Source organism: Rhodoferax sp. GW821-FHT09E07 (genome assembly GCF_059416145.1).
In genome coordinates this window covers 22,826-45,321 of the sequence record NZ_JBWKOP010000006.1, presented here as the reverse complement: position 1 = coordinate 45,321, position 22,496 = coordinate 22,826, and the positions used below count along the sequence as shown (strand labels likewise).

The following is a 22,496-nucleotide window of genomic DNA, read 5'->3' as shown; positions in this document are numbered from 1 at the left end:
TCTTTTTTGCAAAAAAATCGAGGGTTTTCAGGTCCGTCTGGATTTTTCGGGGCCTCAGACCTCAGAAACCATCCAATCCGCCCGATGTTGGCTGGCCGCGATGCGTTCGGCATTGGGTTCGTCGGTCTGTGCCATCCATGCCAGTGCCTCTTCCCGGTTGCGGCCGAATTGCATGTGGCGCGCCAGCAGGCGCTCCCTGCGCACCTCCGGCTCCACCTCCAGGTACCACACCTCGTCCAGTAGCGCACGGGCGGCGCCCCAACCATCGTCCTGCAGCAGCAGGTAGTTGCCTTCGGTGATTACCAGGGGAACGTGTGCCTCGAGCGCAATGGCCCCTGCAATGGGTTCCTCAATGGCGCGGCGGAAGTCGGGCGCGTAGATCGTGGGGTCACCCAGGCGCTGCTGGCGTACGCGCTGCAGCAGGGCCACAAAGCCGGCGCTGTCAAAGGTATCGGGAGCGCCTTTGCGCTGGGCGCGGCCCAAGCGCTCCAGTTGCGCCTGCGCCAGGTGAAAACCGTCCATGGGCAGGTACTGGCTGTGCGGCGCGAAGTGGGTCACCAGCGCCTGCGCCAGCGTGGACTTGCCAGCACCCGGTGGCGCCACGATGCCCACCACTTTGCGGCTGCCGGTGGCCAGTAGTGCAGCCATGCGCCGCACCGTATCGGCAGGGGGTAAAAAAAGTACCGGTTGGTTAGGGTTTTCCATAACTAAAGCAACTTGATTTAAGTAGATGAAAGCAACTATAGTCCATCCACGCCGTGACCGACAGCGTAATTCCCCGGGGGTTTAGCCCCCGACATTCAGTCAAAACAAGGTCGCTTAGACCGAGGAGCAATTCCATGAAAAAGTCCACCACCCTGATCCTGACCGCACTGGCTTTGGCCACCAACGTCGCGTTTGCCGCCGACCAACCCATCATTGGCCTGATCACCAAAACCGACACCAACCCCTTCTTCGTGAAGATGAAGGAAGGCGCTGAAGCCGAAGCCAAGAAAATTGGTGCCAAGCTGTTGACCGCGGCCGGCAAGCAGGATGGTGACACCGCCACCCAAATCGCCGCCATCGAAAACATGGTTTCCGCTGGTGCCAAGACCATCCTGATCACGTCCAGCGGCGATGCCATCATCCCCACCGTGAAAAAGGTGCAGGCCAAGGGCGTGCAAGTGATCGCATTGGACAGCCCATTTGAAGGCGCTGACGCACTGTTTGCCACTGACAACTACAAGGCCGGCGAACTGATCGGCCAATACGCCAAGGCGGCCCTGGGTGGCAAGAAGGCCGTCATCGCCACGCTGGACCTGTTCCCCGGCCACCCTGTGGGCGCCCAGCGCCACAACGGTTTCATGAAGGGTTACGGTCTGCCTGCGCTGGATGCCAAGTCCAACGAGCTGTCCAAAGACGCCGCCGTGGTCTGCCAAGCCGACAGCTTCGGTGACGCCGCCAAGGGCCAGACCGCCATGGAAAACTGCCTGCAGAAGAACCCCGATATCAACCTGGTCTACACGATCAATGAACCCGCTGCGGCCGGTGCTTTCAATGCACTGAAGAAGGCTGGCAAGGAAAAAGGCGTGACCATCGTGTCGGTGGACGGCGGATGCCAGGGTATCAAGGACACCTCGGCTGGCGTGATCGCCGCCACGTCGCAGCAATACCCGCTGAAGATGGCCGCCATGGGAGTGGCCGCAGGTGCTGACTACGCCAAGGGCGGCAAAAAAGCCTCCGGCTATGTGGACACTGGCGTGACCCTGATCGCGGGCAAGGCCATGGCCGGCGTGGACAGCAAGGACACCAAGGTGGGCCTGGACCTTTGCTGGGGTAACAAGTAATCTGACTGGCGTATCCGCGTGATCCTCTGAGAAGAAAGGCGTGCTGCGGCGCGCCTTTCTTCTGCTTCTCTCCCTCTGTTTCTTGCAACTACGGTATTTCGCTATGACTACATCCACCCGCCATATCCCCTGGGGTGCGTTGGGGCCCTGGTTGGCCCTCGCGGCAGCCTGCATCTTCTTTGCCACCCAGTCCGACCGGTTTCTGACCGGTGAAAACCTGTCGCTGGTGGTCCAGCAGGTCATGGTGGTGGGTGTCCTGGCCATTGGCCAAACCCTGATTATTTTGACGGCCGGCATCGACCTGTCCTGCGGCATGGTGATGGCGCTGGGCTCCATGGTGGTGACCAAGCTGGCGGTGGAGCAGGGTCTGCACCCCGCGCTGGCCATGCTGTGCGGCGTGGCGGTGACCAGCCTGTTCGGCCTGCTCAACGGCCTGCTGGTGACGCGTGCCAAGCTGCCGTCCTTCATCGTGACCCTGGGCACCATGAACATTGCGTTCGCCGTGACCCAGCTGTACTCCAAATCGCAAACGGTGACGCACTTGCCCACGTTCCTAACCGACATTGGCAACACCTTCACCGTAGGCACCACCGAAGTGAGCGTGGGTACGCTGCTCATGGTGGGCCTGTATGTGCTGGCCTGGCGCACACTGTCGGACACGGCGCCGGGACGCCACCTGTATGCCGTGGGCAACAACGCCGAGGCAGCGCGCCTCACCGGCATCAGCGTGGAGCGCGTGCTGCTGGGCGTGTATGTGATGGCCGGTTTCTTCTACGGCATCGCAGCACTGTTGTCCATTTCCCGCACCGGTGTGGGTGACCCGCAAGCCGGGCAAACCGAGAATCTGGACACCATCACCGCCGTGGTGCTGGGCGGCACCAGCCTGTTTGGCGGGCGCGGCATCATCCTGGGCTCCCTGGTGGGCGCCGTCATCGTGGGCGTGTTCCGCAACGGTCTGACGCTGATGGGCGTGGCTTCGGTGGTGCAGACGCTGATTACCGGTGTGCTGGTCATTCTGGCCGTGGCCACCGACCAAATGTCGCGCAAAGGAGGGCGTTGAAATGAGTGCTTCCCCACAACACACCCTGGTCATGCAGGCCAAGGGCATTGTCAAACGCTACGGCCAAGTGACAGCGCTGGATGGCACCGACTTTGAGCTGCGCGCCGGTGAAATTTTGGCTGTGATCGGCGACAACGGCGCGGGCAAGTCCTCGCTGATCAAGGCGCTGTCCGGCGCCACGGTGCCCGACGAGGGCGAGCTGCTGCTGGATGGCAAACCCGTGCATTTCAAATCCCCGATCGATGCACGTCGCTCCGGCATTGAGACGGTGTACCAGGATCTGGCCGTGGCACCTGCCATGACGATTGCCGAAAACCTGTTTCTGGGCCGCGAGTTGCTCAAGGACCACGCATTGGGTCGCGCACTGCGTCTGCTCGATAAAAAAACCATGCTCGCACAAGCCGTGCAGCGCATGAACGACCTGAAAGTCGGCATTCGTTCCATGACGCAGGCGGTGGAGACCCTGTCTGGTGGCCAGCGCCAATGCGTGGCGGTGGCGCGCGCGGCGGCATTTGCGCAGCACGTGGTCATCATGGACGAACCCACCGCGGCGCTGGGGGTGAAGGAAGGCAATATGGTGCTGGAGCTGATCCGCCGGGTACGTGACAAGGGGCTGCCCGTCATCCTGATCAGCCACAACATGCCCCATGTGTTCGAGATCGCGGACCGCATTCACATCCAGCGCTTGGGCAAGCGCGCGGCGGTGGTGAACCCCAAGGTGATCAGCATGAGCGACACCGTGGCGGTGATGACCGGTGCCAAGCTGGTGGAAGAACTGCCTGCTGAAGCGCTGGCCTAAGGCTGCCAGGTGATGACCCGTACCCCGGACGCGCAGGTGACCGGGGTATGAAAATGTTTTCAGCAAGCCATCGGACATGGGTGAAAATCCTCCCATCATGAACCTTGCAGACTCCCCATCCCCCACGCAGAGTGACGCAGGCACGTCAACTGCGGCGTCACCTCCGGTGCTGCGGCCGCGTGGCTCGAACCATGTGGGCATGCGCCAGTTCAACGAGCGCGTGGTCTTGCAGGCAGTACGTCTCAACGGCAGCCTGCCCAAGGCCGATCTGGCCCGCCTGACGGGGTTGACCGCGCAAACCATTGGCCTGATCACCACCCGACTGGAAGAGGATGGCCTGCTGCTCAAGCAGGAGCGCGTGCGGGGCCGCATTGGCCAGCCCTCAGTGCCGCTGACGCTGAACCCCGACGGCGCATTTGCCATGGGTATCAAGATTGGCCGGCGCAGTGCGGACTGGTTATTGGTGGACTTCACGGGCAAGGTGCGCGTGCGTGAAACGCTGCCGTACGACTTTCCCGATGCCGATGTACTGCTGCCCATGGTGCAGTCGCACATGCGCAGCATCCTTGACGGCATGGGGCCGCTGGCGTCGCGCCTGGTGGGTGTGGGCGTGGCGGCGCCGTTCAACCTGGGCGGCTGGCACAAGATGCTCGGGCTGTCCGAGGCTGTGTCGGACCAGTGGAACCACATCGACCTGTGCGCCCAAGTGCAGGCCATGACCGATGCGCCCGTGAGCTTTGCCAAGGACACCTCGGCCGCCTGCGTGGCCGAGCTGGTCGCGGGCCGGGGCCGGGACCTCAAGAGTTTCCTCTACCTGTTTGTGGACACCTTTGTGGGCGGAGGGTTGGTCATCAACTCGCACCTGCATGGCGGTATCCACGGCAATGCGGGCGCGGTGGCCTCCATGCCACTGGCCGTGGCCGAGGGGCCGGTGCCCCCGGAGCAACTGGTGGCCCACGCCTCGTTGTGGGAACTGGAGCAGATCTTCAAGGCCTCCGGCCTGGAGCCCAGCGCCGCTTATGACGACCGCGCCATGGATGGCGCCTATGCCACGCACACCCGCACCTGGATTGCCAGCGCCGCGATGGGGCTGGCGCACAGCGTGGTCAGTGCCACGGCGTTTCTGGACATTGATGCGGTGGTGATCGACGGCTCATTCTCGCGCGCCATGCTGCAGCGCCTGATTGAAGAAACCGGAGCCGCGCTGCGCCGCTACAACTGGGAGGGGCTATGGCCCGCCACGGTGATCGCGGGCAGCATCGGGTCGGATGCACGTGCGTTGGGCGGCGCGTTGCTGCCGCTGCACGAAAACTTCGCACCCGACCGCGACCTGTTCCTCAAAGTCGCGTCCTAAGTCGGGCTGGATAGCGGCAGTCGAATCTCAAAGCAGGCGCCGCCGTCTGGGCGGTTGCTGCAGGTCACCGCGCCGTTGTGGCGCAGGGTGATGGACTTGACCAGCGCCAGGCCCAGGCCCACTCCGCCATCGCGCTCGGAGGCGCCCGGCAGGCGGTAGAACGGCTCGAAGATGCGGTCCTGCTGGGCCTCGGGTACGCCGGGGCCTCGGTCGCACACCCGTACGATGGCATGGGTGGCGTCTTGTTCCAGCTGCAGGCTCACCTCGCCCGCACCATAGCGGCGAGCGTTCTCCAGCAAGTTGCGCACCGCGCGGCGCAGCAGCTTGGCGACCCCGGGAACCGCCAGCTCGCCGGTTGCTGACTCCAGTGTGGCCTGCGTGCGGGCACATTCCTCAGCCGCCAGGCCCACCAAATCCACGGGTTCCACCGTGCCCAGGTCTGCCTCTTTGGCATCCAGACGGCTGGCCAGCAGGATCTCTTCGATCAACTGGTCCAGCTCCGCGATGTTGCGCGAAATCTCCTGTTTGAAGCTGGCGCTGGGCGTAGCGCCCATGAGCTCCAGCCCCATGCGGATGCGCGTGAGCGGCGAGCGCAACTCGTGCGAGGCATTGGCCAGGAGCGACTTTTGTGAGGCCAGCAGCGACTCATGCGATTTCACCAAGGTCTCGATTTGCTGGGCGGCGCGGTTGAAGCGCGAGGCCAGAAATCCCACTTCGTCATCACCGGTCATGGGCACGCGCACGCTCAGGTCACCGGCGCCCCAGCGCTCCACGCCGTTTTGCAGGGCCTCCAGCCGGCGCGTCAGACGCCGCACGATGGGGTAAGTGCCTAGGGCCACGGCGACGGCCACCAGCCCTAACGTCCAGAGAAATCCAAACGGTGCGCGCATGCTGGACTGCGGTGGCCGTGGCAGGTGCATGTGGATGATCTGGCCGTCTTGCATGCGTACCAGGAATTCGGGGCCGCGCCCAAACCGGCCGGGCGCATCGTCATCCGGGTTATCGCTCGGCGGGTCGCTGTTGGGGGGCTGCTTTTCGTCGGGCGCAGTGGGCGGCGGTCCGCCGAATGGGCGGTCCAGGCGCCAGCCGGAGGAGGGCGGACGGCGCAACCGCGCCTGGCCGTTGCCGATCACCTCGCCTGCTTCGTTGCGCACCACCACTTCGCGCAGCGGCGGCTCCGCGGCCATACGCCAGGCCCAGCCCACCAGCATCGTGAGTACGACCACGGCCAGCACCACGGCCAGCCAGATGCGGACGTACAGTTTGTTGAAGAACATGCTCAGTCCTGCTGGCGCGCGAACACGTAGCCCACGCCGCGCACGGTCAGGATGCGTTTGGGGTCCTTGGGGTCGGCCTCGATGGCAGCGCGGATGCGGCCCATGTGCACGTCGATGGAGCGGTCGAAGGCGTCCAGCTCACGGCCGCGCACGGCTTCCATGATCTGGTCACGCGTGAGCACGCGCCCAGCCCGCTCGGCCAGCGCCACCAGCAGGTCAAATTGGTAGGAGGTCAAATCACAGGCCGCGCCAGCGACCACCACCGTACGGGCATCGCGGTCGATTTCCAGTGTGCCAAAGCGCAAGGTCTTGCCGCTGGGCGCCGTGCTGTCCACCTTGCGGCGCAGGATGGCCCGGATGCGCGCCAGCAGCTCGCGCGGTTCAAAGGGCTTGGGCAGGTAGTCGTCGGCGCCAATTTCCAGGCCGATGATGCGGTCCATGGCGTCGCCCTTGGCGGTCAGCATGAGAACGGGCACGGTGTTCAGCGGTGCGGGCAAGGCACGCACACGGCGACAGACTTCCAGTCCGTCGATGTCCGGCAGCATCAGGTCCAGCACCAGCAGCTCGGGCGCAGCGCCTGCCGGGGGCTGGGTCAGGTGGGCAAGACCGCTCAGGCCGTCGCCGCAGTGGCTTACGGAGAAGCCGGACTGTTCCAGGTACTCGGCCACCATGGAGGCCAGGCGGGCATCGTCTTCAATCAATAGCAAGTGTTGGGGCATGGCGGCAGTCTATCGCCGCAGGCTTGTAACCGCCATGCCCACGGTTTGAAGCAGCGGTAAAGTTAGGTAAAAATTGCTATCAAAATAATAGCTATTAATTCAATATCAACGGGGCCGGGTGGCTATTTTGAACATGCCATCTTTAGCTCTTGAGCCGCTGCATGCGCCAGAGGAGCAGCAGCAGCAGCAGGGGCGGGATGGCAGTCAGACCGGTCGCGACGAACGCCGTGGCGTAAGCGCCCAGGAGTCCATGGGTTGGCGTGAGTGTTTCGACTGCGATACCGGAGAAGCCCTTCAGGAACTTGCCGAGCAACGCATAGGTGGAGGACAGCATGGCGTACTGGGTGGCGGTATAGCCCAGGCTGGTCAGGCTCGACATATAAGTCACCAGGGCAACGCCAGCGAAACACTGGGCAAAGGTGTCGAGGGCCATCACCATTGCAAACACAGGCGGGTCTGCATTAACGCTGAGCAATGCGAATCCTGCTGTGCCCAAACCTTCGAGCACGAGCCCGACGACCAAGGTCGGCAAGAAACCGAGCCGAACGGCGCTGATGCCCGCCGCGGCAATCCCGACAAATGTGGCGCCCAGGCCAAAGGTGCCGCGCACCCAGGCGACCGTGTCTTTAGAGATTCCCAGGTCGTGGTAGTACGGGTTGTACATCGGTCCCATGATGAAGTCCGGCAGGCGGTACAGCGCCACCATCAAGAGCATGACGAGTCCGGCGACCTTGTGCTTGGCAAAGAAATCGACAAACGGGCCGATGATGGCGTCACCCAGGCCCCGCAAGCTCCACAAGGGGGGCTTCTGGTGCAGCACTACGTCTGCGCGCACCGGCTCTGAGGCAAACAGGGTGGCCATGGTGCACAGTGCCATCAGCACGGCCATGCCAACGTAGGACATCGACCAGCCCACGCGGGCCGCCGCTGCGATGATCAAGGCGTCGGTAATGAGCAGGGCCACACGGTACCCGACCTGCGCTGCCGAGGTCATCAAGCCCACCTCGTCTGCATCCGCAGCCGATTCAATGCGCCAGGCGTCAATGGCAATGTCTTGCGTGGCGGAGGCGAAGGCCGTCAGTAGTGCAAAAGCGCCAATGGCGGCGAGCCCGCCCGCAGTCCCCACAGCGGCCATCCCCAGCAACCCGATGGTGATCAGAATCTGGCACAGCAGCATCCAGCCGCGGCGCCTACCCAGGCGGCCCAGCAGCGGCACATCGATGCGGTCCACCAGTGGCGACCAGTACACCTTGAAGGCATAGGCGAAACCGACCCACGAGATAAATCCAATGGCGACCAGGCTCGTGCCGTCATCCCGCAGCCAGTAGCCAAAAGTGTTGGCAGTCAGCAAAAAGGGCAGGCCCGAGGCGAAGCCCAGCGCCAGCATGACGGCGACCTTGGGCTGTCGAAGTTCCCGCAGCACCTCCATCGCGGAGCGCTTGCGGCGTGCGGCGGGATTCGCCGCGCTCATTGCGACAACCCCAGTGACAGCATGCGCAGCGAGGCGGGCTCGGCGTAGACCCACAGGGCAGCAAGCCGGCCAGTGGGGGCAATGGAAGGAGGCGTGGGGCGGGGCTGAGACATGCGGGAATAATACCTGTCACATTCCCTCTGATGTCCGCAGGCATGGGGTGCCAACCGCGAGGAGTTCCATTGAGCAACGAGGGCAAGTCCGAACCTCTCACCAGCCCGGCGCGCAAGAGCCGTGCCTCTGGCCGTGTCACGCTGGATGATGTGGCGCGGTCCGCGGGCGTGAGTCGCATCACCGCCTCGCGCGCACTGCGGGCAGAGCGCAGTGTGGACAAGGCGTTGGTGGCGCGGGTGGAGGCGGCGGCACAGGCCCTGGGCTATGTGCCCGACCCGGCCGCCCGTGCGCTGGCCAGTGCGCGCAGCAACATCGTGGTGGTGTTGATCCCCTTGCTCACCAACCACCTGTTTGTGGACCTGCTGGAGGCCGTACACCGCACCTTGCACCCGGCGGGCTATCAAATCTTGATCGGGGTGACCCACTACGACGCGGCGGAGGAAGAGGCGCTCTTGGCCAGCTACCTGGCGCACCGGCCAGCCGGCATTCTGGTCACGGGTACGGAGCGGACTGAGCGCAGCCGCGCCCTGCTGGCGGGCAGTGGGGTGCCCTGTGTGCACCTGATGGAGATTTCTCAAGACCCTGCGCTCTACTGCGTGGGATTCTCGCAGGCCGACGCCAGCCGGGCAATGACCCAGCACCTGTTGTCCACAGGGCGCAGGCGCATTGCGTTTGCCGCTGCACAGTTGGATCCGCGCGTGCTGCAGCGGCTGGAGGGCTACCGGCAGGCACTCCAAGCCGCCGACGTGTATGACCCGGCGCTGGAATGGCTGCGCAGCGAGCCTTCGTCGCTGGCGCTGGGCGGCGAGTTGCTGATTCGCCACCTGCACGACCATCCGGATGTGGATGCTGTCTTCTTTTGCAATGACGATCTGGCGCAAGGCGGTCTGTTGGCTGCGCTGCGTGTGGGGCTGGCCGTGCCGCAGCGGGTTGCCATTGCCGGCTTCAATGACCTGGCCGGCAGCGACCAGATGTGGCCAGCGCTCACCACCATTCGCACGCCACGGGCCGAAATTGGCGAGAATGCGGCCGCAATGCTGCTGCAACGTATGCGCGGCGACACTGTGGTGGCCAGCTGCATTGATGTGGGGTGGGAATTGAAAGTAAGGCAAAGCACATGACTCAGGCCATAACTTGCTGCCCTGTGCGCCACTGGGGTGCCGTTTTTTTGCTGGCCGCGACGCTAGGCTCGGCGACCCCGGCAGGCGCTCGGGAGGGGGTGGAGGTAGGCGGCAATTCGGCATTCAGCAACTTGGTGTCCGCCGAAGAGGTTGAGCATTCCGCTGCACAGCAGTACGCCCAGATGCTGTCTGCCGCCGCGGCCAAACACGCCTTGGGCGGCAAGGACGATGCACAGGTGCGCCGCTTGCGCACTATTGCGCGCCGCATCATTCCCTATACGTTGAGCTGGAATGTGCGCGCCAAGGCCTGGACGTGGGAGGTCAACCTGCTTGGCTCCAACCAGATCAACGCGTTTTGCATGCCGGGCGGCAAGATCGCCTTCTACAGTGGCATTCTGCAAAAGCTCAAGCTCACGGATGACGAAGTGGCCATGGTCATGGGCCACGAGATCGCCCACGCGCTGCGCGAGCATGCCCGCGAGCGCATGGGGAAGGGTGCGGCCACTCAAGGGCTCGCCAAGTTGGGTGGGGCTCTGGCGTCGAGCGTCTTCGGCATTGACCCACGCATTACTGACCTGGTTGCCAGCGGCGGCGCAAATTTGCTCACCTTGCGCTTCGGACGCGAAGACGAGTCCGAAGCCGACTTGGTTGGCATGGAGCTGGCGGCCCGCGCCGGATTTGACCCCCGTGCAGGCATCACGTTGTGGCAAAAAATGGGGGCAGTGAACAAGGGGGCACCGCAGGAATGGCTGTCCACCCACCCCTCAGGCAGCTCCCGCATTGCCGATATTCAGGCCGCCTTGCCCCAGGTCATGCCGCTTTATGAGAAGGCCAAGCGTGCGTCAACTGCGAACCCTTAGTCGGATTCGGGTCGAAAAGTGACGAATGTCACGCCCGGGTAGCCCGTTCGGACTATGCCAAGGCGACTTGTAACTGTGAGAATTACGTTCAGTTACAAGTACGGGAGTCATCATGAAAAATTTCCAACTCTTTGCCAGTGTGTCGGCCCTGTTGGCCGCGTTGGTCAGCCCGGCAGCCATGGCCACTCCTGCGCCTGCGGGCCCCACCTTTTCTTCCGTGGGTGGGCACAGCACGGCTTTGGGCAAAGACTTTGACCCTACCTGGGTGGCCGGTTTTAGCGCCGCAGGCTTCAACCTGCACAACATGCAGAAAAGCGGCGAGTTGGTACTGAGCTCCGCCGCCAAGCTGACCTTCAGTTTTGTGGGCAAGGAAGCCAGCTACAACAACGGCTTCTACTTCGGCAACAGCGCTGGCGGAGTGATCAATTCGACGACCAATAGCGCGGGTGCGTATAGCTTTGACGCTGGCGCCAAGATTGGCGGCGCCTTGGACTTCTGGTTCAAGTCGAACAACCAGGGTTCGGCCATCCACAATGGCGCGGACGCCTTGGGCCTGATCTTGTCCCGTGACAAGAAGAGCGCTCTGGTGCTGTTCAATGACAATTACACCGGTGACAAGGACTACGACGACATGATCATCAAGATCTCGATCGCGGCAGCGGTCCCTGAACCCGAGACCTACGCCCTGATGTTGGGCGGCTTGGCCTTGCTGGGTGTCGTGGCGCGGCGCCGCAGGAACCGCGTTTGAACGGCACGCAGATGTAAAAAGGGCCCTGGAAAGGGCCCTTTTTCATGGTGGGGTGCGTTACAGCCCGAAGTCGTAGCCGATGGTAATCGGGGCGTGGTCGGAAAATTTCTCTTGTTTGTAGATATCCACGGTGCGGGCACCTACCGCCAAAGCCGGTGTTGCCAGATGATAGTCTAGGCGCCATCCGACGTTGTTGGCGTACGCCTGACCGCGGTTGCTCCACCATGTGTAGCAGGTGTCAGTGGTGTTGGGCTCCAGTTGGCGGTAGACGTCAACAATGCCGCCTTCGGTGGTCAGCTTGGTCACCCAGGCCCGTTCCTCAGGTGTGAAGCCGCTGTTCTTTTGGTTGCTGCGCCAGTTCTTCAAGTCAGCCTCTTTGTGCGCGATGTTGATGTCGCCGCACAGAATGAAGTCGCGCTGGGCCTTGAGTGTCTGCAGGTGCGGGTACATTGCGCCCAGAAACCGGAACTTGGCCAACTGGCGCTCTTCCCCTGACGAACCACTGGGAAAGTAGGAGCTGATGATCGAATGTTTGCGGGCCGGCGTGTCAAACCGCAACTCTACATAGCGGCCTTCGCCATCGAACTCCCCGCCGTCGAAGCCGATCACCACATCGCTGGGTTCGAGATGGGTGTAGACACCCACGCCCGAGTAGCCCTTCTTCTCAGCAAAATGGAAATAGCCCTTGAGCCCGGCCAGAGACTCGAACTTGTCGGCCATGTCTGCGGCTTGGGCTTTGACCTCCTGCACGCAAATACAATCGGGCCGGGCCTGGGCAAGCCAGGCCTCAAGCCCTTTGCTGGTGGCGGAGCGAATGCCGTTGAGGTTGAGGCTGGTTAATTTAAACAAGGAATACTCCCATGTCGGATCGAGACCCGTTGGCGCAGGATTTTGTGCGGTTTGCCGTGGATTGCGGGGTGCTGCGGTTCGGCGAGTTCAAAACCAAGGCCGGGCGCATGAGCCCCTACTTCTTCAACGCGGGCCTGTTCGACGATGGAGCCAAACTGGGGCGTTTGGCCGAATTCTATGCCCAGCGGCTGCTGGCCAGCGGCATGGAGTTTGATATGGTTTTTGGCCCTGCCTACAAGGGCATCCCCCTGGGCGCGGCCGTCGCCATCGAGCTGGCGCGGCGTGGCCGCAACGTGCCGTTTGCCTACAACCGCAAGGAGGCGAAAGACCATGGGGAAGGCGGTACGCTGGTGGGGGCACCCTTGAAGGGGCGCGTGCTGGTGATTGACGATGTCATGTCCGCTGGCACGGCTGCACGGGAATCGATTGCCATCATCCAGGCAGCGGGAGCGACGGCCCACGCCGTATGCATTGCGCTGGACCGTCAGGAAAAAGCCACGGAAAACGGCCAGGATGTCCCTTACAGTGCCGTGCAGTACGTGCGCAACCAGTTGGGCCTGCAGGTCTGCGCAATTGCGAAGCTGGGTGATTTAATGCAGTATCTGGAGTCACGCCACGGGTCTGGCTCGGATGCTGATCACCAAAGGGTGCTGGCCTATCGCGAGCGCTATGGCGTGGAAGAAGGAGACGCATGACACGAATGATGAGGGCTGCGCTGCTGGGGTTGGCGGCCGCGGGAACCGTTGCTGCTGCCTGGGCGCAAACCGCGCCCATTACTGGCGGTGTGTACACCTGTGTCGATGCAAAAGGACGCAAGCTCACTGCGGACCGGCCGATTCCCGAGTGCACAGACCGCGAGCAAAAGGTGCTCAACCCCAGTGGCACGGTGCGAGCCAAGGTGGGCCCCACGCTGACGGCGCAGGAGAAGGCTGAGCAGGAACAAAAAGAAAAGCTTGCGCAGGAAGAGCTCGGGCGTGCGGCCGAAGAAAAACGCCGTGACCGTGCGCTGCTGACCCGCTACCCGAACAAGGCCGTTCATGACCAGGAGCGCGCCGATGCGGTCGCGCAGATTGCCGCGGTGACCAAAGCGGCGACCACACGCCTGGACGAGCTGGTGCGTCAGCGGGTGGCGATTGACGGCGAGATGGAGTTCTACAAAAAAGACCCCACCAAGGCCCCCGCGTACCTGCGCCGCCAGTTGGACGAAAACACGCAAAGCCAGTCGGTGCAAAAGCGCTTTATTGGTGAACAGGAAGCCGAGACCAAACGTGTGAATGCGCGCTTTGACGATGAGCTGGTGCGCCTGCGCCAGCTCTGGGCGCAGCTGGGACCCGCCAGCAAATAGAGAAAGGCCTCGCAAGAGGCCTTTCTCTTGGGGGAGCTGTTTCAGGCCAGCTTGTTGCGCAGCAGCTCGTTCACCTGCTGCGGATTCGCCTTGCCCTGGCTGGCTTTCATGATCTGGCCGACCAGCGCGTTGAGCGCCTTGTCGTTGCCCGCCTTGAATTCGGCCACGTTCTTCTCGTTCTTGTCGATCACCTGCTGCACGATGGCTTCCAGCACGCCGGTGTCGTTCATCTGTTTGAGGCCTTTGGACTCAATGAAAGCATCAATCATGGCTTGAGCTTCTGCATCCGAGCGCTTCGTCAAGATGCCTTTGTCCAGCCAGAGCGCATCGAACACTTGCTTAGCCGCATTGTTGGAAATGGTGTTGTCGTCAATTCGGATGATCAACGCAGCGAGTTGTGCCGGCTGAACCGGGGCTGCGGCGATTTCCAAACCCTCTGCGTTTAACCTGCGAGCTAATTCGCCAGTGATCCAGTTGCTGGCGAGTTTTGCTTTGCCGCTGGCCTTGGCTGCTGCTTCAAAGTAATTGGCTAGCGTCAGGCTTTGCGTGAGCTGGGTGGCATCGTACTCACTCAGGCCATAGTTGGACTGGAATCGTGCTGCCATGTTGCGAGGCAATTCGGCCATCAGCCCCCGTACATCTTGGATCCACTGCTCCGAAATACATAGCGGTGGCAGATCCGGGTCAGGGAAATAACGGTAATCGGCGGCGTCTTCTTTGGTGCGCATGGCGCGGGTTTCGCCGGTGTCGGGGTTGAACAGCACGGTGGCCTGCTGGATGGCGTGGCCGTCCTCGATCTGCTCGATCTGCCACCGCACTTCATAGTCAATGGCTTGCTGCATGAACTTGAAGCTGTTCAGGTTCTTGATTTCGCGGCGCGTGCCCAAGGGCTGGCCGGGCTTGCGAACCGACACGTTGGCATCGCAGCGGAAACTGCCTTCCTGCATGTTGCCGTCGCAGATGCCGATCCAGGTGACGATCTTGTGCAGTTCCTTGGCATAAGCCACGGCTTCTGCGCTGGAGCGCATGTCAGGCTCGGTCACGATTTCCAGTAGGGGTGTGCCGGCGCGGTTCAGGTCGATGCCGCTCTGGCCAATGAAGTCTTCGTGCAGCGACTTGCCGGCGTCTTCTTCGAGGTGGGCGCGCACCAGGCGCACCGCTTTCTTTTCGTCTCCCAGGAAAAACTCGACCGCACCACCTTGCACCACGGGGATTTCGAATTGGCTGATCTGGTAGCCCTTGGGCAGGTCGGGGTAGAAGTAATTTTTGCGCGCAAAGATGCTGCGCGGCGCGATGTGGGCACCAATCGCCAGGCCGAACTGGATGGCGCGTTCGACCGCGCCCTTGTTCATCACGGGCAATGTGCCGGGCAGGGCCAGGTCCACCGCGCAGGCCTGGGTATTGGGCTCCGCACCAAATGCGGTGCTGGCGCGCGAAAAGATCTTCGACTGGGTGGAGAGTTGGGCGTGGGTCTCAAAGCCGATGATGACTTCGTAGCCATGCACCAGCGGGCCCGTGGGGCGGCCCTGTTGTTGCGCTTCAAATGTGTTCACGGTCTCGCTCATGGTCAGAATCCTGCGGGCTTGGCCAGGTGGTAGTCGGTCGCTTGCTGGAAGCGGTGCGCGGCGTTGAGCAGGCGCGCCTCCTGGCAGTAGTTGCCCAGCAATTGCATGCCAATCGGCAAGCCCTTGTCGGCCTCGGCCTTGGCAAAGCCCACGGGGATGCTCATGCCGGGCAAACCGGCCAGGGAACCCGACAGCGTGAAGATGTCGGCCAGGTAGTTGGCCACGGGGTCGTCGGACTTTTCGCCAATCTTCCACGCCACGGTGGGCGCCACGGGGCCGGCAATCACATCGCAGTCCTTGAAGGCGTTCTGGAAGTCGTCGGCAATCATGCGGCGGATCTTCTGCGCCTGCAGGTAGTAGGCGTCGTAGTAGCCGTGGCTCAGCACATAGGTGCCGATCATGATGCGGCGTTTGACCTCATCGCCAAAACCTTCGGCACGCGTCTTTTTGTACATGTCGGCCAGATCGCCATAGTCCTTGGCGCGGTGGCCGAACTTCACACCGTCAAAGCGGCTCAGGTTGCTGGACGCTTCGGCGGGCGCAATGATGTAGTAGACCGGAATGGATAGCTCGGTGCGTGGCAGCGTAACGGGCACCAGCTTCGCGCCCAGCCGCTCGTACTGCTGGAGCGCAGCGTCCACACTGGCGCGCACATCGGCGCTCAGACCCTCACCAAAAAATTCCTTGGGCACACCGATGCGCAGGCCTTCGATGGAGTCGTTGAGCTTCTGCGCAAAGTTCTCGGCGGGCACGTCCAGCGAGGTGGAGTCACGGTCCGCATCGGGGCCGCACATGGCCGAGAGCAGCAGCGCGCAGTCTTCGGCGCTGCGGGCCATGGGGCCGGCCTGGTCCAGGCTGGAGGCAAAGGCCACCATGCCATAGCGCGAAGCGCGGCCATACGTGGGCTTGATGCCCGTGATGCCGCAGAAGGATGCGGGTTGGCGGATGGAGCCGCCAGTGTCCGTGCCGGTGGCGGCCGGTGCCAGGCGCGCTGCCACGGCGGCGGCGCTGCCACCCGACGAGCCGCCGGGAATACGTGTGGTGTCCCAGGGGTTGCGCACGGGTTGCACAGTGTCGCTGCCGACTGGCGCGATGGCGGTGTTTTCGTTGCTGGAGCCCATGGCGAACTCGTCGCAGTTGAGCTTGCCCAGCGTGACCGCGCCGGCTTGCGCCAGTTTGTCGACTACCGTGGCGTCAAACGGTGAGCGATAGCCCTGGAGCATGCGCGAGCCGGCCGTGGTGGCAAAGTCGCGTGTTACAAAAATGTCCTTGTGGGCCAAGGGCAGACCTTCCAGGGCACCGGCAGTGCCCGCGGCGATGCGGGCATCGGCTGCGCGTGCCTGGGTCAGCGTTGCCTCTTCGTGGGTGTCTACATAGGCACCCAGATGGGCATGGTCGCGGCCGCGTTGCAGGAAGTGCTGGGCGGCTTCGGCGGCCGACACCTGCTTGGTCTGTAGCGCCTGGGTGAGTTCTTGCACCGAAAGGTCGTGCAAGGCGGAGTGGGAGAGGGAAGTCGTCATAGGGGAGGCGGTTTATTCAATGACCTTGGGGACGAGGAACAGGCCGCGTTCCACGGCAGGGGCACTCTTCTGGTTGGCTTCGCGACGGTTGGGCTCGCTCACGACGTCATCGCGCAGGCGCAGGGTCACGTCCTGAATGGCGGCGACCGGGTGGGCCAGCGGTTCGATGCCGGTGGTGTCCACCGCCTGCATCTTTTCCACAATGCTGAAAAAACCGTTGAGCTGACCGAGCATGCGCTCACTCTCTGCCGTCTGCAGTTCCAGACGGGCCAAATTGGCAATGCGGGCGATATCGGAAGATGTCAGGGACATGGGAGTAGAAGAGTTGAAACCAAGGGTAATTCGGGCCAAAAACGCACTTGGCCGACCGAGTTATTCACAGGCAATGGGGTATTATCCTGCCTTTGACGCGAGGGCCGTTTTTCTGCGGACTTTGACGCCACGCTTACGATTTTGAAACGCTAAAACCCGGCGATGCGGGGCCGAAGTGCCCGGTATGCCTGAGAGGATATGTAATGTTTGGAGCTTTCCGTCGGTACTTCTCCACCGACCTGGCGATTGACTTGGGTACCGCCAACACCCTGATTTTTGTGCGCGACAAGGGCATCGTGCTCGACGAACCCTCGGTGGTTGCGATTCGCCACGAAGGCGGCCCCCAAGGCAAAAAGACTATCCAAGCCGTGGGCCGCGAAGCCAAGGCGATGCTGGGCAAGGTGCCCGGCAACATCGAAGCCATCCGCCCCATGAAAGACGGCGTGATCGCCGACTTCACCGTCACCGAGCAAATGCTCAAGCAATTCATCAAGATGGTGCACCCCCGTGGCGTCCTGAAGCCCAGCCCGCGCATCATCATCTGCGTGCCCTGCGGTTCTACCCAGGTGGAACGCCGTGCCATCCGTGAATCCGCGCTGGGTGCCGGCGCGTCCGACGTGTACCTGATCGAAGAGCCTATGGCTGCCGCCATCGGTGCTGGCCTGCCGGTGTCCGAAGCGTCCGGTTCCATGGTGGTCGACATTGGTGGTGGCACCACCGAAGTGGGCGTCATCTCCCTGGGTGGCATGGTCTACAAGGGCTCGGTCCGCGTGGGCGGCGACAAGTTCGATGAAGCCATCATCAACTACATCCGCCGCAATTACGGCATGTTGATTGGTGAGCCCACTGCAGAAGCCATCAAGAAGCAAATCGGCTCCGCCTTTCCCGGATCCGAGGTCAAGGAAATGGAAGTCCGCGGACGCAATCTGTCCGAAGGCGTGCCCCGCAGTTTCACCATCTCTTCCAATGAAATTCTGGAAGCGCTGACCGACCCGCTGAACAACATCGTGTCTGCCGTGAAGAACGCGCTGGAACAAACCCCGCCCGAACTGGGTGCCGACATTGCTGACCGCGGCATGATGCTGACCGGTGGTGGCGCGTTGTTGCGTGACCTGGATCGCCTGCTGGCCGAAGAAACCGGTCTGCCCGTGTTGGTGGCCGAAGATCCTCTGACCTGTGTGGTGCGCGGTTGCGGCATTGCACTGGAGCAGATGGAGCGACTGGGTTCCATTTTCACCAGCGAATAACGGCCGGACACAGCGATGCCACTCGGTACGCTGGACAGAGATCCTCCCCCCTTCTTCCGCCAGGGCCCTTCGGCCCTGTCCAAGCTGGCCGTCTGCAGCGCCTTGGCGTTGTTCCTGATGGTGGCCGATGCGCGTTTCAAGGTGATGCAGCCGTTGCGCGTGGCCTTGGCTGCCGTGCTCTACCCGGTGCAATGGCTGGCCCTGCAGCCCGTGGCCTTGGTGCAGAGCAGCAGTGCTTACTTCACCACGGTGGCCACGGCCGAGACCGAGCAGGAGCAATCGCGCCGCAAGCTCAGTGCCCAGTCGCTGCGCGCCAACCAGGTTGAGCAGCTCGAACTCGAAAACAGCCGCCTGCGCAAATTGCTGGACCTGAGTCCGCGCTTGAGCGCGCCGTTCAAGGCCGCACAGGTGCTGTATGACGCGGCCGACCCCTACACCCGCAAAGTCATCGTGGACAAAGGCCTGGCCCAGGGCCTGGCATTGGGCTCCCCGGTGCTGGACGAGTTCGGTGTGATTGGCCAGGTCACCCGTGTCTACCCCATGGTCAGCGAGGTCACCCTGATCACCGACCGTGACCATGCGATTCCCGTGCTCAACGCGCGTACCGGTGCGCGCGGCGTGGCCTTTGGCGATACCTCCACGCATGCCGACGCGCTGGAGCTGCGCTACATGGCCGCCAACGCCGATGTGGCCGTGGGCGACCTGTTGACCACCAGCGGTGTGGACGGTGTGTACCCACCAGGCCTGCCGGTGGCGCGGGTGGAAAAAGTGGAGCGCCGCGTGGACGCGGTGTTTGCGCGTATTTACTGCGTGCCATTGGCGATGGTTTCGGGGGCAGAGCATGTGATCGTGCTGGATCCCCTGAATGCACAGCTGGCGCCCCGCCCTGCGGCCGAACCTGCGCCCGTGGCGCCCAAACGGGGCGAAGCGAAATGATCATGCGTCCGGGGCAGCAACTGCTGTTGCCTGCCAACCCCCTGTTTATCTGGATGAGCCTGGTGGTGGCCTTGTTGCTCAACATGCTGCAAAACATGGGCCTGTGGGGCCGTGCGGCCTGGGCACCCGATGTGCTGGCCGTGGTGCTGGTGTTCTGGACCGTGCACCAGCCGCTGCGCATCAGCATTGGCGCGGCCTTTGTTTTTGGATTGCTGATGGACGTGCACCAGGGCGGATTGCTGGGGCAGCACGCCATGGCCTACACAGCGCTGAGCTTTCTGGCCATCACCGTGCACCGCCGTTTGTTGTGGTTCTCGGTGCCATCGCAGGCCGCGCAGGTACTGCCCTTGTTTGCCGTCTCTCACGGGTTGGAGTTGATCCTGCGCCTGCTGGGCGGCGGTACGTTTCCGGGCTGGTGGATGGTGCTGGCCCCTCTGATCGAGGCCGCGCTGTGGCCGATCGTGAGTGTGGTGCTGCTGGCTCCGCAACGTCGCGCACCCGATCCCGACGCCAACCGACCTCTGTAGCCTGACCCACGCATGACAGAACTGCGCAATGTTCAGGTCGATCTGGCACGCTTTCGCACGCGTGTGTTTGTGGTCAGCGTGGTGGTTCTCACCTGTTTTGTGCTGCTGGCGCTGCGTCTGGCCTATTTGCAGATCGTGCGCCACGAAGACCTGCGCGCGCAGGCCGAGAGCAACCGCACCTCCATCGTTCCCATTGTGCCCAACCGCGGACTGATTCTGGACCGCAATGGTGTGGTGCTGGCCAGCAACTATTCGGCCTACACACTCGAAATAACCCCTTCCAAGAGTCTGGGTGTGGAGCAGACGCTGGATGAGCTGTCCAGCGTGATTGACATCACGGCGCGCGACCGCCGCCGCTTCAAGAAGCTCATGGAAGAGTCCCGCAGCTTTGAGTCGCTGCCGGTGCGCACGCGTCTGACGGACACCGAAGTGGCACGCTTTGCCGCGCAGCGCTTCCGGTTTCCCGGCGTGGAAATCAAGGCGCGATTGTTCCGCAACTACCCCTACGGCGAGCTGGCCAGCCACGTGATTGGCTATATCGGCCGCATCAACCAGTCGGAAAAAGAAAAGATTGACGACAGCGACGACCAAGCCAACTACCGGGGCACCGAGTACATCGGCAAACTGGGTGTGGAGCAGAGTTTCGAGCACGAGTTGCACGGCACGACCGGTGTGGAACGCATGGAAACCTCGGCCGGTGGGCGCGCGGTGCGCAAGCTGGCCAGCACGCCCTCCACGCCGGGCAACGTGGTGGTGCTGTCTATCGACATCAAGCTGCAAAAACTGATTGAGGACATGTTTGGCACACGCCGCGGCGCGCTGGTGGCGCTGGACCCCAAGACCGGCGAGGTGCTGGCGTTCGTCAGCAAACCCACCTTTGATTCCAACCTGTTCGTCGAAGGCATTGACCAGGAAAACTGGCAAATGCTCAATGAATCCATCGACAAGCCGTTGTTGAACCGCGCGTTGCGGGGCACCTACCCGCCCGGGTCCACCTACAAGCCCTTCATGGCACTGGCGGCGCTGGAGACCAACACGCGCTCGCCCTCCACGCTGATCAACGACCCCGGCTTCTACATGTTTGGTGGCCATCGCTTTGGCAGCCCCGAGAATGAACGCGGCGGTGTGATGGACATGCGCCGCGCGATCGTGGAGTCCAGCAACGCCTACTTTTACTCCCTGGCCAATGAACTGGGCGTGGACACCATGCACGACTTCATGGCGCCCCTGGGCTTTGGGCAGATCACGGGCATCGACATCAATGGCGAGGTGCGTGGCGTGCTGCCCAGCCAGGAGTGGAAGAAGCGCTACTACAAGCGCCCCGAGCAGCAAAAGTGGTACGCCGGTGAAACCATCTCTTTGGGCATTGGGCAGGGCTACAACAGCTTCACCATGCTGCAAATAGCCCAGGCGGTGTCCACGCTGGCGAACAATGGCGTGAAACACAAACCGCAGTTGGTGATCGCCACCCAGGACGCCACCACCCGTGTGCGCACCCCTGTGGCTGCCGAGCCCGCGCAGGACCTGGGTTTCAAGCCCGAGAACATCAAGATCGTGCGCGACGCCATGGTGGGTGTGACCCAGGGTGGTACCGGCACCCGCGTGTTCGCTGGGGCGGGCTACCTCAGTGGTGGCAAGACCGGTACGGCCCAGGCCGTCAGCCTGGGCAAGAACCAGAAGTACAACGCCTCGGCCATGGAAGAGCACCAGCGTGACCATTCGCTGTATATCGCGTTTGCGCCGGCGGACGACCCCAAGATTGCACTGGCCGTGATTGTGGAAAACGCTGGCTTTGGAGCGGCTTCGGCGGCACCCATCGCACGGCGCACATTTGACTATTGGCTACTGGGCCAGTACCCCAGTGAAGAAGACCTGGCCGCTGTCAGTCGTGGCCAGGCGACTGCACCGATTGGCAAGCCCCGCAAGGCCGAAGACATACCCTGGCCCCCAGTGGCCCACTGAAGCCAGCGCGCGCCGGGGTTGGCTAGCCGCGCAAAAACGCGTCGTAGCCGGTCTTCAGGATCAGCGCCGATACCACCACGATGAAGACACTGCGCACAAAGCCGGTGCCATGCTTGAGTGCCAGGTGGGTGCCCGCCAGACTGCCCAGCACATTGGCCACGGCCATGGCCGCCACAAAATGCCACCAGACGTGGCCCTTGACGGTGAAGAGCAGCAGCGCGGCGAGGTTGGAGGCGGTGTTGAGCAACTTGGCGCCGGCCGAGGCGTTCAGAAAGTCGTAGCCCAGCAGCCGAACCAGCAGGAACACAAAGAAACTGCCGGTGCCGGGACCGAAGAAGCCGTCATAAAACCCGATGGCCAGTCCGATGGCGCAGGCCGCCAGGGTCTCGTGCTGGCCCACAAAGCGCGGCACATGGTGGCGGCCCAGGTCTTTCTTGGCCAGCGTATAGGCCAGCACACCCAACAGCACCAACGGCAAGGCCTTGCGCAGGTACTGTGGCGACACCACGGTGACCAGCCAGGCGCCCGACAGCGCTGCGGCAAAGCACACCGCCGCGGCAGGCCCAATGGTTTGCCAGCGCAGGTGCACCTTGCGGTTGTATTGCACCGTGGCCATGGCCGTGCCCCATACCGAGGCGCCCTTGTTGGTTCCGAACAGAGTGGCCGGGTGGGCTTGGGGAAAGACGGCGAAGAGTGCGGGGGTCAGAACCAGACCGCCGCCACCCACAATCGAGTCGATAAAACCGGCCAGCAGCGAGGCCAGCGTGACAAACAGCATTTCCATTTCAGGATTGTCGCATCCAGAATGTGGGTCTTATTTGCTATGAAGTTGATAGCCTGCGGCGCAGTTTTGACGGGGGCTGGGCGCCAAAAAGGCATAAAAA

22 protein-coding genes are annotated in these 22,496 nt (G+C 62.7%); 13 read left to right on the top strand and 9 right to left on the bottom strand.

Annotation, left to right across the window (positions count from 1 at the left end; genetic code table 11):
- Positions 1-54 precede the first annotated feature (54 nt).
- Positions 55-705, bottom strand: coding sequence for a nucleoside/nucleotide kinase family protein (locus AC07OE_RS12840; RefSeq protein ID WP_495070959.1), 651 nt, complete (start codon positions 703-705; stop codon positions 55-57).
- A 134-nt stretch (positions 706-839) separates the two neighbouring features.
- Here AC07OE_RS12840 and AC07OE_RS12835 point away from each other — a divergent pair, with 134 nt between their 5' ends.
- The 4 genes from AC07OE_RS12835 (at position 840) to AC07OE_RS12820 (ending at position 5,039) form a co-directional block, all read left to right on the top strand.
- Positions 840-1,826, top strand: coding sequence for a substrate-binding domain-containing protein (locus AC07OE_RS12835; protein WP_495070958.1), 987 nt, complete (start codon positions 840-842; stop codon positions 1,824-1,826).
- Positions 1,827-1,929: 103 nt separating this feature from the next.
- A complete protein-coding gene (locus tag AC07OE_RS12830; RefSeq protein WP_495070957.1) occupies positions 1,930-2,886 on the top strand; it encodes an ABC transporter permease in 957 nt (318 codons plus the stop codon).
- Between the two features lies 1 nt (position 2,887).
- A complete protein-coding gene (locus AC07OE_RS12825) occupies positions 2,888-3,685 on the top strand; it encodes an ATP-binding cassette domain-containing protein (protein WP_495070956.1) in 798 nt (265 codons plus the stop codon).
- A 97-nt stretch (positions 3,686-3,782) separates the two neighbouring features.
- A complete protein-coding gene (locus tag AC07OE_RS12820) occupies positions 3,783-5,039 on the top strand; it encodes an ROK family transcriptional regulator (RefSeq protein WP_495070955.1) in 1,257 nt (418 codons plus the stop codon).
- Here AC07OE_RS12820 and AC07OE_RS12815 read toward each other — a convergent pair.
- From AC07OE_RS12815 to AC07OE_RS12805, 3 genes are all read right to left on the bottom strand, one after another.
- Positions 5,036-6,316, bottom strand: coding sequence for a sensor histidine kinase (locus AC07OE_RS12815; RefSeq protein WP_495070954.1), 1,281 nt, complete (start codon positions 6,314-6,316; stop codon positions 5,036-5,038). The two genes, AC07OE_RS12820 and AC07OE_RS12815, sit on opposite strands and share 4 nt — an antisense overlap.
- 2 nt (positions 6,317-6,318) lie before the next feature.
- A complete protein-coding gene (locus tag AC07OE_RS12810; RefSeq protein ID WP_495070953.1) occupies positions 6,319-7,035 on the bottom strand; it encodes a response regulator in 717 nt (238 codons plus the stop codon).
- Between the two features lie 142 nt (positions 7,036-7,177).
- Positions 7,178-8,506: an AmpG family muropeptide MFS transporter gene (locus AC07OE_RS12805; RefSeq protein ID WP_495070952.1), complete on the bottom strand. Its 1,329-nt coding sequence runs from the start codon at positions 8,504-8,506 to the stop codon at positions 7,178-7,180.
- Between the two features lie 182 nt (positions 8,507-8,688).
- Here AC07OE_RS12805 and gntR point away from each other — a divergent pair, with 182 nt between their 5' ends.
- The 3 genes from gntR (at position 8,689) to AC07OE_RS12790 (ending at position 11,349) form a co-directional block, all read left to right on the top strand.
- Complete coding sequence (gene gntR / locus AC07OE_RS12800) at positions 8,689-9,741, top strand: HTH-type transcriptional regulator GntR (RefSeq protein WP_495070951.1); 1,053 nt, start codon at positions 8,689-8,691, stop codon at positions 9,739-9,741.
- Positions 9,738-10,601, top strand: coding sequence for a M48 family metallopeptidase (locus tag AC07OE_RS12795; RefSeq protein WP_495070950.1), 864 nt, complete (start codon positions 9,738-9,740; stop codon positions 10,599-10,601). The genes gntR and AC07OE_RS12795 overlap by 4 nt, the downstream gene beginning before the upstream one ends.
- A gap of 112 nt (positions 10,602-10,713) precedes the next feature.
- Positions 10,714-11,349: a PEP-CTERM sorting domain-containing protein gene (locus tag AC07OE_RS12790; protein ID WP_495070949.1), complete on the top strand. Its 636-nt coding sequence runs from the start codon at positions 10,714-10,716 to the stop codon at positions 11,347-11,349.
- Between the two features lie 57 nt (positions 11,350-11,406).
- Here AC07OE_RS12790 and AC07OE_RS12785 read toward each other — a convergent pair whose 3' ends face one another.
- Positions 11,407-12,198, bottom strand: a complete 792-nt coding sequence (locus tag AC07OE_RS12785; protein WP_495070948.1) for an exodeoxyribonuclease III — start codon at positions 12,196-12,198, stop codon at positions 11,407-11,409.
- An 11-nt stretch (positions 12,199-12,209) separates the two neighbouring features.
- Here AC07OE_RS12785 and pyrE point away from each other — a divergent pair, with 11 nt between their 5' ends.
- Together pyrE and AC07OE_RS12775 are read left to right on the top strand one after the other, a co-directional pair.
- The gene (gene pyrE, locus AC07OE_RS12780; RefSeq protein ID WP_495070947.1) at positions 12,210-12,893 is read left to right on the top strand and encodes an orotate phosphoribosyltransferase; all 684 of its coding nucleotides are present in this window, start codon (positions 12,210-12,212) and stop codon (positions 12,891-12,893) included.
- The gene (locus AC07OE_RS12775) at positions 12,890-13,543 is read left to right on the top strand and encodes a DUF4124 domain-containing protein (protein WP_495070946.1); all 654 of its coding nucleotides are present in this window, start codon (positions 12,890-12,892) and stop codon (positions 13,541-13,543) included. The genes pyrE and AC07OE_RS12775 overlap by 4 nt, the downstream gene beginning before the upstream one ends.
- A gap of 41 nt (positions 13,544-13,584) precedes the next feature.
- Here AC07OE_RS12775 and gatB read toward each other — a convergent pair whose 3' ends face one another.
- The 3 genes from gatB to gatC are packed head-to-tail and all read right to left on the bottom strand — an operon-like array spanning position 13,585 to position 16,940.
- Positions 13,585-15,108, bottom strand: a complete 1,524-nt coding sequence (gatB, locus tag AC07OE_RS12770; protein WP_495070945.1) for an Asp-tRNA(Asn)/Glu-tRNA(Gln) amidotransferase subunit GatB — start codon at positions 15,106-15,108, stop codon at positions 13,585-13,587.
- Between the two features lie 2 nt (positions 15,109-15,110).
- A complete protein-coding gene (gene gatA / locus AC07OE_RS12765) occupies positions 15,111-16,628 on the bottom strand; it encodes an Asp-tRNA(Asn)/Glu-tRNA(Gln) amidotransferase subunit GatA (RefSeq protein ID WP_495070944.1) in 1,518 nt (505 codons plus the stop codon).
- 12 nt (positions 16,629-16,640) lie between these two features.
- Positions 16,641-16,940, bottom strand: coding sequence for an Asp-tRNA(Asn)/Glu-tRNA(Gln) amidotransferase subunit GatC (gatC, locus tag AC07OE_RS12760; RefSeq protein ID WP_495070943.1), 300 nt, complete (start codon positions 16,938-16,940; stop codon positions 16,641-16,643).
- A gap of 203 nt (positions 16,941-17,143) precedes the next feature.
- Here gatC and AC07OE_RS12755 point away from each other — a divergent pair, with 203 nt between their 5' ends.
- The 4 genes from AC07OE_RS12755 to mrdA are packed head-to-tail and all read left to right on the top strand — an operon-like array spanning position 17,144 to position 21,612.
- On the top strand, positions 17,144-18,187 hold the full coding sequence (locus AC07OE_RS12755) for a rod shape-determining protein (protein ID WP_495070942.1): 1,044 nt from the start codon (positions 17,144-17,146) through the stop codon (positions 18,185-18,187).
- A 15-nt stretch (positions 18,188-18,202) separates the two neighbouring features.
- Positions 18,203-19,123 carry a rod shape-determining protein MreC gene (gene mreC / locus AC07OE_RS12750; RefSeq protein WP_495070941.1) on the top strand — a complete coding sequence of 307 codons (921 nt, stop codon included), beginning with the start codon at positions 18,203-18,205 and terminating at the stop codon, positions 19,121-19,123.
- Positions 19,120-19,650 (top strand): rod shape-determining protein MreD, encoded by a 531-nt coding sequence (mreD, locus tag AC07OE_RS12745; RefSeq protein ID WP_495070940.1) that lies wholly within the window; start codon positions 19,120-19,122, stop codon positions 19,648-19,650. Before mreC ends, mreD begins: the two co-directional genes overlap by 4 nt.
- Positions 19,651-19,662: 12 nt before the next feature.
- Positions 19,663-21,612, top strand: a complete 1,950-nt coding sequence (gene mrdA, locus AC07OE_RS12740) for a penicillin-binding protein 2 (protein ID WP_495070939.1) — start codon at positions 19,663-19,665, stop codon at positions 21,610-21,612.
- A gap of 22 nt (positions 21,613-21,634) precedes the next feature.
- Here mrdA and AC07OE_RS12735 read toward each other — a convergent pair whose 3' ends face one another.
- Positions 21,635-22,396 (bottom strand): sulfite exporter TauE/SafE family protein, encoded by a 762-nt coding sequence (locus AC07OE_RS12735; RefSeq protein ID WP_495070938.1) that lies wholly within the window; start codon positions 22,394-22,396, stop codon positions 21,635-21,637.
- Positions 22,397-22,496 lie beyond the last annotated feature (100 nt).

Excerpts from the sequence above, each read along its gene's own strand:
- AC07OE_RS12840 (WP_495070959.1), bottom strand. The coding sequence starts at position 705 with ATGGAAAACCCTAACCAACCGGTACTTTTTTTACCCCCTGCCGATACG.
- AC07OE_RS12835 (WP_495070958.1), top strand. The coding sequence starts at position 840 with ATGAAAAAGTCCACCACCCTGATCCTGACCGCACTGGCTTTGGCCACC.
- AC07OE_RS12830 (WP_495070957.1), top strand. The coding sequence starts at position 1,930 with ATGACTACATCCACCCGCCATATCCCCTGGGGTGCGTTGGGGCCCTGG.
- AC07OE_RS12825 (WP_495070956.1), top strand. The coding sequence starts at position 2,888 with ATGAGTGCTTCCCCACAACACACCCTGGTCATGCAGGCCAAGGGCATT.
- AC07OE_RS12820 (WP_495070955.1), top strand. The coding sequence starts at position 3,783 with ATGAACCTTGCAGACTCCCCATCCCCCACGCAGAGTGACGCAGGCACG.
- AC07OE_RS12815 (WP_495070954.1), bottom strand. The coding sequence starts at position 6,316 with ATGTTCTTCAACAAACTGTACGTCCGCATCTGGCTGGCCGTGGTGCTG.
- AC07OE_RS12810 (WP_495070953.1), bottom strand. The coding sequence starts at position 7,035 with ATGCCCCAACACTTGCTATTGATTGAAGACGATGCCCGCCTGGCCTCC.
- AC07OE_RS12805 (WP_495070952.1), bottom strand. The coding sequence starts at position 8,506 with ATGAGCGCGGCGAATCCCGCCGCACGCCGCAAGCGCTCCGCGATGGAG.
- AC07OE_RS12795 (WP_495070950.1), top strand. The coding sequence starts at position 9,738 with ATGACTCAGGCCATAACTTGCTGCCCTGTGCGCCACTGGGGTGCCGTT.
- AC07OE_RS12790 (WP_495070949.1), top strand. The coding sequence starts at position 10,714 with ATGAAAAATTTCCAACTCTTTGCCAGTGTGTCGGCCCTGTTGGCCGCG.
- pyrE (WP_495070947.1), top strand. The coding sequence starts at position 12,210 with ATGTCGGATCGAGACCCGTTGGCGCAGGATTTTGTGCGGTTTGCCGTG.
- AC07OE_RS12775 (WP_495070946.1), top strand. The coding sequence starts at position 12,890 with ATGACACGAATGATGAGGGCTGCGCTGCTGGGGTTGGCGGCCGCGGGA.
- gatB (WP_495070945.1), bottom strand. The coding sequence starts at position 15,108 with ATGAGCGAGACCGTGAACACATTTGAAGCGCAACAACAGGGCCGCCCC.
- gatA (WP_495070944.1), bottom strand. The coding sequence starts at position 16,628 with ATGACGACTTCCCTCTCCCACTCCGCCTTGCACGACCTTTCGGTGCAA.
- gatC (WP_495070943.1), bottom strand. The coding sequence starts at position 16,940 with ATGTCCCTGACATCTTCCGATATCGCCCGCATTGCCAATTTGGCCCGT.
- AC07OE_RS12755 (WP_495070942.1), top strand. The coding sequence starts at position 17,144 with ATGTTTGGAGCTTTCCGTCGGTACTTCTCCACCGACCTGGCGATTGAC.
- mreC (WP_495070941.1), top strand. The coding sequence starts at position 18,203 with ATGCCACTCGGTACGCTGGACAGAGATCCTCCCCCCTTCTTCCGCCAG.
- mreD (WP_495070940.1), top strand. The coding sequence starts at position 19,120 with ATGATCATGCGTCCGGGGCAGCAACTGCTGTTGCCTGCCAACCCCCTG.
- mrdA (WP_495070939.1), top strand. The coding sequence starts at position 19,663 with ATGACAGAACTGCGCAATGTTCAGGTCGATCTGGCACGCTTTCGCACG.
- AC07OE_RS12735 (WP_495070938.1), bottom strand. The coding sequence starts at position 22,396 with ATGGAAATGCTGTTTGTCACGCTGGCCTCGCTGCTGGCCGGTTTTATC.